Source organism: Serratia sp. LTN-2, from assembly GCF_059740205.1.
The window spans coordinates 672,222-686,890 of sequence record NZ_JCAXDO010000001.1; the positions used below are offsets into that span (position 1 = coordinate 672,222).

Genomic DNA, 14,669 nt, shown 5'->3' on the forward strand with positions numbered 1-14,669 from the left:
ATGAGCACGTTATGAAATTTCATTTTATTTCACCTTGATACAACATCTCGCGTTTCGCGGTTGCAACAGCACGCGATTTCACACGCTGTCGGCCTTTGGCGCGCCAGAAGCCCGGCCAGGCGCGCAGCGCGGTCGCTACTTACTCACCCGGTCCAGATACAGCATGCTGTTGGCGATATCCACCCGAGCATCTTGAACGTTGTTGCGTAATGCCACCAGCGTTTGCCCCTGCAGCGCCACAACATAGGGCGAACTGGCCTGCAGTTCCCGCTGCAGCGTAACGTAGCGTGCGCTCCGCGCGGCGTTGTCGCCCTCCGCGGCCGCCGCGCGCGTTTCCGCGCTGATGGCGGGTATGCGCCATTGGGTGCGCCAGGCCAGGGTTTTCGGCCCGTCGGCCACGTTATAAGCAAATGCGCTGGCGTTGGTGTTCGGATCCAGGTAGTCGGCGCCCCAATAGGTGAATATCGCCTGAAAATCGCGGCCGCGCATCTTGCCCCACAGATCGCTTTCCACCACCGGATGGATATCCAACCGCAGCCCGGCCTGCGCAAAACTGGCCTGCAGCGCCTGGGCGATATCGGTATACGGCGGCTGATTGATGACGATTAGGTCGATGCGCGTGCCTTCAGCGATGCCGGCATCGCGCAGGATCTGTTTGGCTTTATCCACGTCGAGCTTAAACGGCCGATCGTTGAGCGCACCGTCCAATCCCTGCGGCAAGAAAGCCTGATGCACCCGGTATTGCCCTTTCAGCAACCGCTCGGCGATGCTCTGATAGTCCACCAGCCAGCGCGCCGCCTGCCACAGCGCCGGATTGCCCAGCGCCGGGTTGTCTTTGCTGCCGGTGTTGAAACCGAGATAATACACCCGGGGCGCATCGGCCTGCTCGATGCGCACGCCCGGCGCCTTGCGCAGCGAGTCGAATTGATCGGCACCCAGATCGTAGGCCACGTCGGCATCCCCCTTCAGCAACAGCAGGCGGCGGGTGCCGGCGTCGCTGACATTCTTGAACAGCACCGTTTTCAGCCGAGCCGGCGACGGCGCATAGTCGTTGCGGCCAAACAGCAGCGCCTCGTGCGGCACATAGTTGTTCACCCGATACGGGCCGCCGCCGGCGGAATGGCTGCGCAGCCAGGCGTTGCCGTAATCCCCCTGCTGCGCATGCTCATTCAGCAGCTTCTCATCCACGATCGAAGCCACATTCGCCGTCAGCAGACGCAGCGCCAGCTCACTGCCGATATTGGCCGGCCAGCTGAGCTGCACCTGGTCATCCCCGATCTTCTTCAGCTGCTGTTCAACGTTATCCGGCGTCCAACCAAACTCGGCGAGAATAAACGACGGCGCCTTGTTCAGCTTCACCGCACGCACCAGTGAGAAAATCACGTCCTCAGGCCGTAACGGATTACCGGAGGCGAAGCGTTGCTGCGGTTTCAGGGTAAAAGTCAGGCTGCGGCCATCGGCGCCCGCTTGCCAACTGCCTGCGGCGTCCGGCGCCAGCTTTTGCGGCGCGGCGCGATCCGGCGCCACCAGGCGCTGATAGAGGTTGACCAAATTGGCTGAGCTGACGGTCTCAAAACTCTCCGCCGGATCGAGGCTGATAATGCCCTCCAGCGAACTGACCACCACCAGGGTGTCTTGCGGGGTGGCGGCCTGCGCACCGAAAGCGGCCGCCAGCGCGCCACACAACAAAGTTGGAATTAACCGTTTCATCGATACACTCTCCACAATCACGCGGTTGCGTTGTTTTTCGAGTGTAGGGGGTTAGAATTAACAGAAGAACGACGATAAATTGCTTTATTTATTACCAAGATGGATATGTCCGCCGCGTTGGCGGGCACAGGTTTAAACGATGATGCGGCCGTGCGCCATCGCCACCGCGCGATCGCACATGTGGTCGATGACGTCCGCATCGTGGCTGACCAGCACCATGGTCAGATCGCCCGCCTGCTTCAGCTCGTTGAGCAGGTTGAGGATCTCCGCCTGTACCGACATATCCAACGCCGAGGTCGGCTCATCCAGCAGCAGCAGCTTCGGCCGCAACAGCAGCGCGCGCACGATCGCCACGCGCTGGCGCTGGCCGCCCGACAGCTGATGCGGATAGCGATCCAGCAGGCGCGGATCCAACCCGACCTGGCGAAATCCCGCGCTGATCTTGCGTTCGATATCGCTTTCCTGCAGCAGTTTGAGCGGCTCGGACAACGTGCGCAGCAGCCGGTGTTTGGGGTGCAGCGAAGCATAGGGATCCTGAAACACCATCTGCACTTCGCGCCGCAGTGGGCCGGTAAATGCCTGGCCCGGTTGCAGCCGCCGCCCCAACAGCTCAAAGCCGCCGCGCCAGCTGTCGTTCAGCCCGGCCAATACCCACAGCAACGAGGACTTGCCGCAGCCGGAAGGCCCCACCAGCCCGAAACACTCGCCCGGTTCGATGCGCAGGTTAACGTCATGCACCACGGTGCGCAGTTCGTATCCCTGACGATGGCTGACGCTCAGGTTATCCAGTGCAATCACGCTCATTTCAAGGTCTCCAACAGCGCCCGATCCAGCACCGGCAATGGTTTGCCGCGCGTCTCGCGACTCGGCCGGCACGCCCACAGCGTGCGGGTATAGGGGTGCGTGGCCTGCGCCAACTGCGTCGCCGGCAGCTGATCCAACAGCTCACCCTTGTACATCACCAATACCCGTTCGCAGTGGTGCGCCACCTGCTGCAAATCGTGGCTGATCAGGATCAGGCCCATATTGCGTTGTGCGACCAGATTTTCTATCAGCTGCAGCACCTGATCGCGCATCTGGTGATCCAGCGCCGAAGTCGGTTCGTCGGCAATCAGCAGCTGCGGATCGTTGATCAGCGCAATGGCCAGCATCACCCGCTGCCCCATGCCGCCGGAGAGCTGATGCGGATAGCGCCGGCACAGCGCCGCCGGATCGGGCAGCCCGACCGCCGCCAGCATCTCCAACACTTTTTCACGCCGCTCGGCGCGACTCAGCTTCGCATGCAGCACCAGCGGCTCCTCGACCTGATGCCCAATCGGCTGATTGGGGTTCAGCGCATGCTTGGGATCTTGCATCACCATCGCCACCCGATCGCCGCGCAGCCGGCTCCACTGGCGCTCGCTCAGCCGCGTAAGGTCTTCACCGCCCAGCGTCAGGCGCTGCGCCTGCAGCTGCAACGGCGGCGGCAACAGCCCCATCAGCGCACGCGCGGTCAACGATTTGCCCGAGCCGGACTCGCCGACCAGCGCCAGGCGCTCCCGCCCCATGCTGAACGAAATATTTTTCACCAGCGCCACCGGCTGCGGCCCCGGCACGCCGATCGCCAAACGCTCGACGGTCAATAAGGTGTTATCAGTGCCCATGACGAGGATCCATTTTGTCGCGCAGGCCATCGCCCAGCAGGTTAAAGGCCAGGCTGGCGAACAGGATCGCCCCGCCCGGTGCGGCGGCGACCCACCATTGGTCGAAAATCACTTTGCTGCCTTCGGCCACCATCGAGCCCCATTCGGCGGTCGGCGGCGCGACGCCCATGCCGAGGAACCCCAGACCGGCGGCTGACAGGATGATGCCGCCCAGGCTCAGCGCCGCGCGCACCACCGCGCTCGGCAGGCACAGCGGCAAAATGTGGCCAACCATCAGCCGCAGCCCGCGGATACCCTGCATGCGCGCCGCCGCCAGGTAATCGCTGCGCCTCAGCGCCAGGGTTTCGGCCCGCGCCTGGCGGGCAAAGGCCGGCCAACTGGTCAATGCCAGCGCCAGCGCGCCGTTCATCAGCCCCGGCCCCATCACCGCCACGAACGCCAGCGCAATCACCAGACTCGGCAACGACAGGAAAATATCGGTCAGGCGCATCAAAACGCGTTCAACCCAGCCGCCGAGATAACCGGCACAGATACCGACCAGCAGACCGATAGGAATGGTCAGCACCAGAATCAGCGACACCAGAATCAGCGTCGGCCGCGCGCCGTAAATCACGCGGGAGAGCAAATCGCGGCCGAAGCCGTCGGTGCCCAGCCAATGCTCGGCGGAAGGTGGCAGCAAACGCAGCTCAATATGCTGCAGATTAGGATCGAAAGGCGCCAGCCACGGGGCCAGCAACGCGGTGACGATCAGGATCGCGACCAGCGCCGCGCCCAGCGTCAGCGTGGTCAACCGCCGACCGGTGCGGTAACCGACGGCCGGCTCGCTTTGCGGTTCGTGTTCAGAAAGATATTGGCTCATCGGGTTCGCGGATCCACTAAATAGGTCAAGGCGTCAGCCAGCGCATTCAACAGCACAAAACAGGTGCCGATCAGCAGCGTGGCGCCGAGGATCGCCGGCGTGTCGGCGGCAAACAGCGCCGAAGTCAGGTAACGCCCGACGCCGGGCCAGGCGAACACCGTTTCGGTCAATACCGCGCCCTCCAGCAGGCTGGCGTAGGAGAGAGAAAGTACGGTGATCAGCGTGCCCAGCACGTTAGGAAACACGTGGCGCAGCAGAATGCGCAGACGCCCGGCTCCCTTGGAACGCGCCAGCGTCACGTATTCCTTGTTGCACTCTTCCAGCATCGCCGCACGCAGCAGCCGGGTGATGCCCGCCATCGACAGCAGCGCCAGCGCCACCACCGGCAGCCACAGGTGGCTGATGGCGTTATAGAACATCTCGCGATCGCCGGACAGCCAGCTGTCGATCAACACGAAACCGCTGCGCGGCTCCATGCTGTACAAGTAGATATCGTCCAGCCGCCCCGGCCCCGCCGACCAGTGCAGCGTGGCGTAGAACAGCAGCAGCCCGAGCAGGCTCAGCCAGAAAATCGGCACCGAATAGCCGATCAGCGACAGCAAACGCGCCGCGTTATCCAGCCAGCTGCCCGGTTTGAGCACCGCCAGAAACGCCAGCGTAATGCCGCCGAGGGCGCCGAGGATAATGGCGCAAGTGGCCAGCTCCACCGTCGCCGGGAAGGTACGCAGCAGATCGCTCAACACCGGCTGGGCGGTGATGCGCGAAATGCCCAGATCGCCGTGCGCCAGGTGCGTCAGATAACGCCAAAACTGCACCGGCAGCGGCTGATCCAGCCCCAGCTCATGCCGCACCTGCGCATAGGTGGCTTCACTGGCGTGATCGCCCGCCACCTGCAGCGCCGGATCGATCGGCGCCAGGTGCGACAACATGAAGGTGAACAACAGCAGGCCGAGCAGCGTTAACGCCAGTGACAGCGCGCCGCCAAGCAGCCGCCCGCCCCAGCGCCAATACCGCCGGGCAGCTCCGGCGGAAGCGGAGAGTTCAGCGGCCATTACTTGCTGACCTTGCTGTAGAACACCATGTCAGGGTTGATGCCCTGTACATAGCCCTTGAGATTGTCGCGCACCGCGATCAGGCTGCGCGCCTGCAGGCCGATGACGAACGGCGAGCTTTGCTGCACCTGTTTTTGCAGTTGCTGGTAGTCGGCCACCCGTTTGGCGGTGTCGTTTTCCGCGGTGGCGGCCAACGTCAGCTTGCTCAGCGCCGGGATCTGCCAGTTAGCGCGCCAGGCCAGCGTTTTGCTGCCGTCTTCCGGATTGTAGGCGAAGGCTGCGGCATTGGTGTTAGGGTCGAAATAATCCGGCCCCCAGGAAGTCAGCGTCGCATCGTAGTTAAGCGCTTTCACCTTGGTGGAGACCTGTGAGCTGATGCCCGGCACCAATTCGACCTTCACGCCGCCCTGGGCGAAACTGGCCTGCAGCGCCTGGGCGATATCCAGATACGGCGGCTGATTGTTGACGTCCAGACGGAAACTGACGTTGCTGAGCCCCGCTTTGGCTAGTATCTCTTTGGCTTTTTGCGGATTGAAGCTGTATGGCTGATCCTTGAGCGCCCCCAGATAACCCTCCGGCAGAAACGCCTGATGGCTCTGGAACTGCCCTTTCAGCAGATCGTCGGCGATGCCTTTATAATCGAACAGCCAACGCGCCGCCTCCCAGAAAGCCGGGTTGCCGAGCGCCGGCGACGCCTTGGCGTTGAACTGCAGGAAATACAGCGAAGCATAAGGAATAGCCAGCGGTTTGACGCCCGGCTTGCCCTTCAAGGCCGCCATTTGGTCGGCCCCCAGGTTGCGTGCGATATCGGCATCGCCCTGCTCGATCAGCAAGCGACGCGCGGCCGGATCGGGCACGTTTTTGATCAGGATGGTTTTCAGCGTCGGCGCGCCTTCCGGCGAGCCCGGGTTGGCGTCCAGCACTACCACTTCGTGCGGCACATAGGTGCGGATTTTGTAAGGGCCGCTGCCGGCGGAGTGGCTGTTCAGCCACTGGTGGCCCAGATCGTCGCCCTGCTGATGTGCCAGCGCCTCTTTGGCGTCGACGATCGACGATACCGGCGCCGACAGCAGGCTGAGCACAAAGGCCGGGCTGACGTTTTCACTCCAGCTGATTTTCACCTGGTGGTCATCCACTTTGATCAGATGTTGCTCGACGTTTTTCGCGTTCCAGCCCAGCTGCGTCAGGATAAACGACGGTTCCAGATTCAGCTTCACCACCCTTGAAAGCGAGAAGATCACATCCTCCGGCCGCAGCGGGTTGCCGCTGGCGAACCTGGCGTCCGGACGCAGACGGAAGGTCAGGCTGCGGTTGTCGGCACCGGCCTGCCAGCTGCTGGCCAGGGTCGGCTTGAGATCGATGGGGTTGTGCGGATCAGACTGGATCAGACGTTGATACAGGCTGTTGAACGACTGCACCGTGGTCAACTCAAATCCCTGGGCCGGGTCAAAACTGACCACGTCATCGATAGATTGCGCGATCACCAGCGTGTTGGCCGGCGTCGCCGCCTGTACGTTTGCGCTGGCCGCCACGGCCAAAAACAGCAAAGAAGGAACGAGCGCTTTCATCTGAAACTCTCCAAGCGGATGGAATTTATAATAATTTTGCGAGTGTATGCGAGCACGATCGGCAGCTGAAGGTACTTAAATCACTATAGATATTCTTTTTATGTATATAGCTGGGATTTTGATTATTAGGGCAAGGATTGCGCGGCAGGTCGCACTCTCGCGCCACGTCGCGGCAATTGCCTACTGTCTTTGCGGCGCGATTCGCAGCGATGAAAGTCGGGGTTTGAGTCTGTTTCATCGGGTGACTAACGTGAGCTCAGTCACCCAAAGGACGGGCAAATGGCAAACTATCCATCAGAAAATGGCTGCTCACTCCTGCATGAGAGAGCGATAGAGCAAACGCTGGCAGACATGAACAGCGTGCTGCTTGAGTCGAATCTGTTTATGACTCGTCTGACGGTACAAGACCGGCGCTGGCAAAAAGGCAGAAAAAACGGCCATACGTTAAATTGGCGCTCTCTGTTTAAATATCATGTCCAAATGCCGATGAGTTTCGCTTTTGTCTACCGGCAAATGGCCAGCCCGCTAAGCCGCGCCGGCTTTTGCCTGTGCCGTTATCTCCAGGCGGAGAACGTTATCGAACTTGTCGCGCTGGAGAATTTCTCCCTGCGCGAAACGCAACATCCCCTGAAAGGCAATATGCTGCGCAACTGCTTGCAGGCGCTATATCTGTATGGCCTGAACCTGCAAGAGCAGGGGCTGACGCCGGCGTCGCCACCGGACATACTTATCAGCCACGCCATTAACCATCGCGTGTTAGCACTGTATACACGCCAGGCCGCCTTTGAAGTGATACCCGGCACCATGACATGTAAAACCCGCTTCAACGCGCTGAAAAATTACATACAATCGCTGGAAAAGTACGGCACCAGATGTGATAAGGTGCGTATAAATAACGAGCAGTAAGGAAGCCAAAATGGAAAATAAGGATCTGACCGAACCCCACGCTCTCCATTCAAGAGCAAAAACGCATCGCCATCGAGATTTTACGTCAGTACCATCGCTGGGAGATGGCCAATCCACGTCCAGCCGAAGAACTCCCGGAATGGGAAGCCATCGGCCCGTTCAGAAAAAGCAAGCGTCACCTTATCGAACGTACCGATGACTGACCATGCATTAGCCCGCGAGCACTCCTTTTAGGACAACGTCTCTCGCTTAAATCTGATAGTCAATCACCGCATCCAGCTGCGACGAGAAGACTTTGTCCTTGATTTCGGTTAGCGACAGCGTAGGGTTGCACAGCTGAATAAAGCGCCAGGCATAATTGCGCTGCAGCTGGCTGCGCTTCAGGCCCAACCATACCGTATTAGGTTCAAACAAATGCTCGGCGTTGAGACTGACCAATCCGCGATCGCGTTCTTTTTCATACGACATGTCGGCCAGCACGCCCACGCCTAACCCCAATTCAACGTAGGTTTTAATCACGTCGGAGTCCTGTGCGCTGAGCGCGATGTCCGGCGTCAGCCCCGCCGTTTTAAACGCCGCATCCAGCTTCGCGCGCCCGGTAATGCCCTGGCGGTAAGTAATCAGCGGCAAGGTGCTGAGCATCTCCAGCGTCACCTGCGGCTGTCGCGTCAACTCGTGCCCCTCCGGCACCAGAATGGTGTGATGCCAGCGATAGTAAGGAAACGCCGCCAACGATTCGTCACTCATCAATCGTTCGCTGGCGATGCCGATATCGGCTTCGCCGGCGGCCAACATCGAAGCGATCTCCTCCGGGCTACCCTGGTTGAGCACCACCCGCACCCGTGGATAAAGCGCGCGAAACTCTTTGATCACCCCCGGCAGGCTGTAGCGCGCCTGAGTGTGCGTCGTCGCGATATGCAGCTGCCCCGAATCGTTGCTGCTGAAAACGTCCGCCAGGCGACGGATGTTATTGGCATCGTTGAGAATGCGCTCCGCCACCACCAGCAGCTCTTTGCCGGGTTCGGTCATGCCCAGCAAGCGCTTGCCGCGGCGAATGAATATTTCGATACCCAGTTCTTCTTCCAGCTCGCGAATATGGCGGCTGACGCCGGACTGCGAGGTAAATAAGGTATTGGCGACCTCAGTCAGGTTGTAGTTGCAGCGCGCCGATTCACGAATAATTTTTAATTGTTGAAAGTTCATCCCCGTCTCCCTGTTTCTTGCAGTAGCGTTTGCCATATTGATACGGAGTCCTGCGAGGCTGAACAAATAAGAAATAACCTTTAGTTATGCAATTTAATACTAAGTGAATTATTCATCGTTGCTCTCGGCTCAACAAGGCACAACGAAATGCCGAATGGCTTTAAAAATAAAGAGATAAGTAACCATACAAAAAATAAGCATTAAATAATCATGCAGAAGAAAGTTATTAAATATAGGCATTAGATATATAAAAAGGGCTCAGCATGCTGAGCCCTTCAGTGTCTGCTGCCCTGCTAACGCCTCAGGCCGTAGCCTCAGCCCCGAAAGCGCCAGGGCGGTTCTGTTGCAACCACTGCTGTACATAGCGCACCAGATCGCCGATGCAATCATCCTGCATGCCGTGGTGTTTCAGCTCGTTATCCAGCGCAAACAGATATTGCGCGTTGGTGCCTAGCGGACCGCTGGCGCTGGCGATCAATGGCGCGATCACCTGGTAGCTGGTGTCTTCTTCAAACAGCGGATGCTGCGGGTTCATCACAAATACCAGCGCAGTCACAACCTCACCGCCATCCAGCTGCAGCTCGCACCAGGTAGGCACGTAGCAATCGGTGATCATCTCGCGCTTCCACAGCAGTTCCAGCTCTTCGCGCAGCTTGCTTTCCGGCAGGCGGAATGCCAGGCCGGTGGTCTGGCCGCCCTCTTTCAGCGCCAGCATCCGCCCCGGCTGGTGCAGCGTGCCGCGCCCGGCGGTCAGGCGCATGCAGAACGCCCGATGCCAGCCCGGCAGCTTGGCGGGCCGCACTTCTTCCGATTCAAAAACCGGATTCCACATCAGCGAACCGTAGCCGAATACCCATACCGGGCTGTGATCCGGCCGGCGCGATAACGTGCAATCCAACGAGGCTGCGCGCTGTTCAGGCGTCAGCAACATCGACTCCTCAATAGCGCCGAATGCGGTTTTACAATCCGCTTTTTGCAGAAAATCTCGCGTTAACACTGTTACAACCTCCCGGGAATACGATTGCTCGCCCTCCCTCGCCACTGCTGAACCTTTGCAATTTTATTTTTGGTGCGGAATTTTATTAATTCAATAACCGCGCCTATTAATAATGACCTTATTCTTTTCCCGTCGCGCAATCAAGTTGCAAAGCGGTATTAAAGTGAAAAAGTATTTGTACTGAGCAGCAATAATATTAATTGCCGTGGTCGCATAGCGCGTGTGCGATCCTCACCGCGGGGAAAACGTGACTTTTTGCGCCAGCACGCGTTGTCGCCGGGCGCTGTTGAACGCTTCCTTATAATAGAGCGCCTGCGCATGTTTGGCTTCACCGCGTTCGGCAAGCCGTTCGCGGCGTGGCAGTACATCATGCCCTCGGTGCATGTTCCGAGAATCCTGACTAAACCGGGTTCGCGGCCGATGCGCCTCAATGAGCAAACAATTCTCATTATCAAACGGCATGATATACTCACCGCCAAACGAACTATAAGGAGATCCCCGTGACTACCGAAGCCCCTCGCTCACGCGCCCCCTACCTGATTGCCGTCAGCGCCGTACAGGACATTACCCCGCATCTGCGCCGCATCACCTTTACCGCGCCCGATCTGCGCTACTACCCGGCCAACGCCGCCGCAGCGCACATCAAGGTATTTTTACCGCTCGCCGGCCAAACCCAGCCGGATCTGCCGACGCTGACCGAAAACGGCCCGCGCTGGGCCGCGGACGCCGTGCGCCCGATCGTGCGCACCTATTCCATTCGCGCCGTGCGCCCGGAGCAGGCAGAAGTGGACATCGAGTTCGCCATCCATGACCACCAGGGCCCGGCGGTCGATTTTGCGCGCCAGGCGAAAGCCGGCGATAAAATCGGCATCAGCAACCCGGGTGGCCCGAAACCGATGCTGCCGCAGGCTGACTTCTACAGCCTGGCGGGCGACCCCTCCTCGCTACCTGCGCTGGCCGCGCTGCTGGAAAACCTGCCGCCGCATAGCGCGGGGCGCGCTTTTGTCCGCGTTGACAGCGCCGCCGACGTGATTGAGCTGAAGAAACCGGCGGACGTTGAAGTCAACTGGGTCGTTGGCGGCACGGAAAAAACCGACGAATTGATCGCACTGTTCCGCGAGCAGTCCTTGCCGCAAGGCGAGACGCATTTTTGGCTGGCCGGTGAAGATCGTTTGGTGGTAGGGCTGCGCCGTTACCTGCGCCGCGAACGCCAATGCGATCGTAATCGTCTTTATGCCGTACCTTACTGGCGTGAGGGACTAAATGAAGAGGGTTATCATAATAAACGGCATGAAATCATGGATAATATTGACGACTAACGGTCGCATTTTCCTTGATTAACCACGCACTAAATAAGTAAACACGACTTTTCTCAAATCTAACGTTAAAAAACAGCGTTATTGCGTAAAAGTAAGTAAATAAAACCGCACCCCGTGCGGTTTTTTTGCTACCCTGATCACATAAAGCAAGCAATTGCTTTCTCAGATAAAAACAACATCACACCGGCGCCGTGGGTGTATCCTAATATAAAATACCTACTGGAAACGCAGAGTTGCCATGTTACGGCGACCGGCGCTGACGGGCTACGCTGTTTGAGAAGGAGTGCCACCCTCATGAAGTCGCAACACGATCCTGGCCGATCCACCAAATCTCGCCACACCGAATACTCGCTGATCTTCCCCATCGCCGCACTGGTGGTGTTGAATCTGTGGAGCAGCACCACTAACTTTCCGCTGATCGTCGGCATCAACATTCTCGCGCTGGTGGGGATCCTCAGCAGCGCCTTCAGCGTTGTGCGCCACGCCGACGTGCTCGCCCACCGTTTGGGCGAACCCTACGGATCGCTGATCCTCAGCCTGTCGGTAGTGATCCTCGAGGTCAGCCTGATTTCGGCGCTGATGGCCACCGGCGACGCCGCGCCGGCGCTGATGCGCGACACGCTGTACTCCATCATCATGATCGTCTCCGCCGGCCTGGTCGGTTTCGCACTGTTGCTCGGCGGGCGCAAGTTCGCCACTCAGTACGTCAACCTGGGCGGCATCAAACAGTACCTGATGGCGATTTTCCCGCTGGCGGTGATCGTGCTGGTATTCCCGAGCGCGCTGCCGGGCGGCAACTTCAGCACCGGGCAAGCGCTGTTGGTGGCGCTGATCTCCGCCGCCATGTATGGCGTATTCCTGGTGATCCAGACCAAAACCCACCAGAGCCTGTTCGTGTACGAACATGAAGATGATGATGGCGACCCGCATCACGGCAAACCTTCTTCGCACAGCAGCGCCTGGCATGCCGCCTGGCTTATCGTGCACCTGATCGCGGTTATCGCCGTCACCAAATTCAACGCCAATCCGCTGGAAGGCCTGTTGACCAAGGTGAATGCGCCGGCGCAGTTCACCGGTTTCCTGGTGGCGCTGTTGATCCTGTCGCCTGAAGGGCTGGGTGCGCTGCGCGCCGTGCTGAACAACCAGGTGCAGCGCGCCATGAACCTGTTCTTCGGTTCGGTACTGGCGACCATCTCCCTGACGGTGCCGGCGGTGACCATCATCGCCACCCTGACCGGGCAGACGCTGATCTTCGGCCTGCAAACGCCGCATATCGTGGTGATGCTGACGGTGCTGCTGCTGTGCCAGCTGTCGTTCTCGACCGGCCGCACCAACGTGCTGAACGGCACGGCCCACCTGGCGCTGTTCGCCGCCTATATGATGACTATCTTCGCCTGATCAAAAAGGGGCGCACTCTGTGCGCCCCTGTCTGCGTTATACCGAGAAGAATATCGCCGCGGCGATCCCCCCGAACAAAATCCACTTGATGATGTAATAACCGGTGCGGTTCCAGGCCTTCAGGCGTTTCCCCACCCGGCGTATCGCATAGATGTATTTGAACATCTTGTTGACGCCGCCGGTGCGGTCGCCCTCTTCGTTCGGCGCGGTGGCAGCGCTCATCAGATTGCGCCCCAGCCAATGGTTCACCGCCTGCGTCCAACGGTAGCGCATCGGCCGTTCGATGTCGCAGAACAAGATCAGGCGATTCTGCCCGCTCTGGTTTTCCGCGTAGTGCAGATAGGTTTCATCGAACATCACCCCTTCACCGTCGCGCCAGCTGTAGCGCTCGCCGTCCACTTCAATGAAGCAACGGTCGTCGTTGGGGGTAATCAACCCCAGGTGATAACGCAGCGAACCGGCGTAAGGGTCGCGGTGACGCGGCAAACGGCTGCCGTCCGGCAGTTCGGCGAACATCGCCGCCTTGACCGAAGGCAGGCTGCGCAGCAGCTCAGTGGTCTGCGGGCACAGGGTCATGGCGGAAGGATGGCTGTCTTCATACCATTTCAGATAAAAGCGCTTCCAACCGGTCTTGAAGAACGAGTTGAAACCGGCGTCGTTGAATTGATCGGACGCTTTGATCTGCTGGATCTCCATCAGCTTCTGTCCTTCGTCGCGGATGGTCTCCCAATTCTCCCGCAGTACCGCCAGCTCAGGGAACTGCTCCGGCTTCAGGTACGGCGTAGTCGGCACGCGAGAAAACAGATACATGAAGACGTTCAGCGGTGCGGTAAAGGTGGAATGGTCAGACAGCTGCCGCCATACGTTGTAGCGCACTCGTCCGCGGTAATGCACATAGACGACGCATAAAATAAGCAAAATCAGAATGATATATTTCATGTTTGAATCGCAGCAAAGAATCCACACTCAATGCGCCGCGCGGCGCACACCCCAGATAGTGTCCTTTTGGCGGCACACGCAAACTGCGCGCCAATCTGGAACCCATTAATCATTAACGCTAACTCAACGAAAATCTATACAAATAACCACAATAATTTACACAAAGGTTAAACGAGAGGGGAAATTGCGGAGATAAAAAAGGCCGCCGAAGCGGCCTTTCCATTAGCGGATAGGTTAACTGTAAGCGTTGAGCGTGCGCTGGCACAAAGCGGAGCGTACGCAGTCCTGTTTTTCAAAGCGGATAACGCCGATCATCTCGTCCTCTTCGAAGCGCTCCAGGGCGTCGCTGAGGCCGGATTTTACGCCGCGTGGCAAGTCGCACTGGGTCACGTCGCCGTTAACGATAACCGTCACGTTTTCCCCCAGGCGGGTCAGGAACATTTTCATCTGGCTGGCGGTCACGTTCTGGGCTTCATCCAGGATAACGACCGCATTTTCGAAGGTGCGTCCGCGCATATAAGCGAACGGTGCAATCTCTACCTTGCCGATTTCCGGCCGCAGGCAGTACTGCATAAAGGAAGAGCCCAAACGGCGCACCAGAATGTCATACACCGGGCGGAAATAAGGGGCGAATTTCTCGGAGATATCCCCCGGCAGGAAACCGAGGTCTTCATCCGCCTGCAAAACAGGACGGGTAACGATAATCCGATCCACCTCTTTATGGATCAGCGCCTCCGCCGCCTTGGCGGCGCTGATAAATGTTTTGCCGCAGCCGGCTTCGCCGGTGGCGAAGATCAGCTGCTTATTTTCTATGGCTGATAAGTAATGACCCTGAGCTTCGGTTCTAGCCTCGATGGGTGAGCTATCGCGCTTGTCTCGCGCCATGCCGATAGACTCGACTCCCCCCATTTGCACCAGCGAGGTCACAGACTCTTCTTCCAGCTGGCGATGACTACGAGCGTCACGACGAATAACGCGTTTCGCTTCACGACGTGCTTTGATCACTGCTTTCTGTCTACCCATAGTGGCACCTTACAGTTTGTTTCACCTACCGCAACGGCCAGGCCGCGCGATT

General features: G+C 58.9%; 14 protein-coding genes. 3 read left to right on the forward strand and 11 right to left on the reverse strand.

From position 1 onward, the window contains the following. Positions 1-135 precede the first annotated feature (135 nt). The 6 genes from AC6BYQ_RS03110 to AC6BYQ_RS03135 all read right to left on the reverse strand — a co-directional run bounded on the left by AC6BYQ_RS03110 (position 136) and on the right by AC6BYQ_RS03135 (position 6,832). Positions 136-1,710 (reverse strand): ABC transporter substrate-binding protein, encoded by a 1,575-nt coding sequence (locus AC6BYQ_RS03110; protein WP_025159828.1) that lies wholly within the window; start codon positions 1,708-1,710, stop codon positions 136-138. A 132-nt stretch (positions 1,711-1,842) separates the two neighbouring features. Continuing rightward, positions 1,843-2,514 (reverse strand): ABC transporter ATP-binding protein, encoded by a 672-nt coding sequence (locus tag AC6BYQ_RS03115; RefSeq protein WP_498056268.1) that lies wholly within the window; start codon positions 2,512-2,514, stop codon positions 1,843-1,845. Next, on the reverse strand, positions 2,511-3,353 hold the full coding sequence (locus AC6BYQ_RS03120) for an ABC transporter ATP-binding protein (RefSeq protein ID WP_498056269.1): 843 nt from the start codon (positions 3,351-3,353) through the stop codon (positions 2,511-2,513). The genes AC6BYQ_RS03115 and AC6BYQ_RS03120 overlap by 4 nt, the downstream gene beginning before the upstream one ends. Then, positions 3,343-4,212 (reverse strand): ABC transporter permease, encoded by an 870-nt coding sequence (locus AC6BYQ_RS03125; RefSeq protein WP_198636594.1) that lies wholly within the window; start codon positions 4,210-4,212, stop codon positions 3,343-3,345. Before AC6BYQ_RS03125 ends, AC6BYQ_RS03120 begins: the two co-directional genes overlap by 11 nt. Beyond that, complete coding sequence (locus tag AC6BYQ_RS03130; protein WP_154746376.1) at positions 4,209-5,264, reverse strand: ABC transporter permease; 1,056 nt, start codon at positions 5,262-5,264, stop codon at positions 4,209-4,211. The genes AC6BYQ_RS03125 and AC6BYQ_RS03130 overlap by 4 nt, the downstream gene beginning before the upstream one ends. Then, positions 5,264-6,832 (reverse strand): ABC transporter substrate-binding protein, encoded by a 1,569-nt coding sequence (locus tag AC6BYQ_RS03135; protein WP_154746377.1) that lies wholly within the window; start codon positions 6,830-6,832, stop codon positions 5,264-5,266. Before AC6BYQ_RS03135 ends, AC6BYQ_RS03130 begins: the two co-directional genes overlap by 1 nt. A 279-nt stretch (positions 6,833-7,111) precedes the next feature. Here AC6BYQ_RS03135 and AC6BYQ_RS03140 point away from each other — a divergent pair, with 279 nt between their 5' ends. Further along, complete coding sequence (locus tag AC6BYQ_RS03140) at positions 7,112-7,738, forward strand: hypothetical protein (RefSeq protein ID WP_498056270.1); 627 nt, start codon at positions 7,112-7,114, stop codon at positions 7,736-7,738. A 249-nt stretch (positions 7,739-7,987) separates the two neighbouring features. On the opposite strand, the gene cbl is transcribed toward AC6BYQ_RS03140, so the two are convergent. The 3 genes from cbl to AC6BYQ_RS03155 all read right to left on the reverse strand — a co-directional run bounded on the left by cbl (position 7,988) and on the right by AC6BYQ_RS03155 (position 10,322). Continuing rightward, positions 7,988-8,941, reverse strand: a complete 954-nt coding sequence (gene cbl / locus AC6BYQ_RS03145) for an HTH-type transcriptional regulator Cbl (protein WP_019452911.1) — start codon at positions 8,939-8,941, stop codon at positions 7,988-7,990. A 301-nt stretch (positions 8,942-9,242) separates the two neighbouring features. Beyond that, positions 9,243-9,938 (reverse strand): gamma-glutamylcyclotransferase, encoded by a 696-nt coding sequence (locus tag AC6BYQ_RS03150; RefSeq protein ID WP_498056271.1) that lies wholly within the window; start codon positions 9,936-9,938, stop codon positions 9,243-9,245. Positions 9,939-10,169: 231 nt separating this feature from the next. Then, positions 10,170-10,322, reverse strand: coding sequence for a hypothetical protein (locus AC6BYQ_RS03155; protein WP_498056272.1), 153 nt, complete (start codon positions 10,320-10,322; stop codon positions 10,170-10,172). Positions 10,323-10,438: 116 nt separating this feature from the next. On the opposite strand from AC6BYQ_RS03155, the gene AC6BYQ_RS03160 reads away from it, so the two are divergent. Both AC6BYQ_RS03160 and chaA read left to right on the forward strand, forming a co-directional pair. Further along, positions 10,439-11,257, forward strand: coding sequence for a siderophore-interacting protein (locus AC6BYQ_RS03160; RefSeq protein ID WP_019452914.1), 819 nt, complete (start codon positions 10,439-10,441; stop codon positions 11,255-11,257). 294 nt (positions 11,258-11,551) lie between these two features. Next, positions 11,552-12,655, forward strand: coding sequence for a sodium-potassium/proton antiporter ChaA (chaA, locus tag AC6BYQ_RS03165; protein WP_019452915.1), 1,104 nt, complete (start codon positions 11,552-11,554; stop codon positions 12,653-12,655). Positions 12,656-12,691: 36 nt separating this feature from the next. Here the strand turns inward: chaA and lpxO are convergent, their stop codons facing one another. Then, entirely contained in the window at positions 12,692-13,594 is a 903-nt protein-coding gene (gene lpxO / locus AC6BYQ_RS03170; protein ID WP_019452916.1) for a lipid A hydroxylase LpxO, read from the reverse strand. A gap of 234 nt (positions 13,595-13,828) precedes the next feature. Then, positions 13,829-14,617 (reverse strand): phosphate starvation-inducible protein PhoH, encoded by a 789-nt coding sequence (phoH, locus tag AC6BYQ_RS03175; protein WP_015378226.1) that lies wholly within the window; start codon positions 14,615-14,617, stop codon positions 13,829-13,831. Positions 14,618-14,669: the final 52 nt, after the last annotated feature.